The sequence below is a fragment of the Oceanobacillus alkalisoli genome (assembly GCF_021556485.1).
Taxonomy (GTDB): Bacteria; Bacillota; Bacilli; order Bacillales; family Amphibacillaceae; genus Oceanobacillus; species Oceanobacillus alkalisoli.
Genome location: NZ_JAKGBW010000046.1, coordinates 1 through 552, shown reverse-complemented (window position 1 = coordinate 552; position 552 = coordinate 1). Strand labels below are relative to the sequence as shown.

The 552-nt window shown below is 40.9% G+C and carries 1 protein-coding gene; it reads right to left on the bottom strand.

The features are described 5' to 3' along the window. Positions 1-552: transposase (locus LZD48_RS18430; protein WP_235764131.1), on the bottom strand; the 552-nt coding region annotated here is incomplete at both ends.

The following is a 552-nucleotide window of genomic DNA, read 5'->3' as shown; positions in this document are numbered from 1 at the left end:
TTTGTAACATCCATCGCGCAATGGGCAGACCTTACACTTTTCGATGTCAAATCGATACTGAACTTCGGAATTTCGATCTTTCCTTTTTACGGATCGTTTCCCGGTAGCTAAATGCCCCGCTGGACAAACATACAAATCGGCGTCCTTATTAAACTCGAAACCGGTATCTTTTCGTTCATTTGTTAGGATAGGGTGGAGTTTCGAAACTAATTGAAATTCCTTTTCCTTGGCTAGAATTAAATTATCTTTTCCAGAATAGGCTGTATCTCCAATTACGGTTTCAACTTCCAATCCTGCTTGTTCACTTTTTTCGACCAGTTCCTCTAGATACTTTCCGTCACTTTGTTCACCAGAGGTTACTTTTGCGGCAACGATTAAACGTTCTGTTGTCATGGCTAGATGTGTTTTGTAACCAAAGAAACTCGTGTCTTCTGATTTGTGACCTGTTCGGGCATCGGGATCGTTGGAAATTTCCGTTCCTTCTTTACAATCTTCTACAATCTCTTTCAAGTAGTTCATTTTTTCTTTGACCGCCGGAACTTCACGGATTCC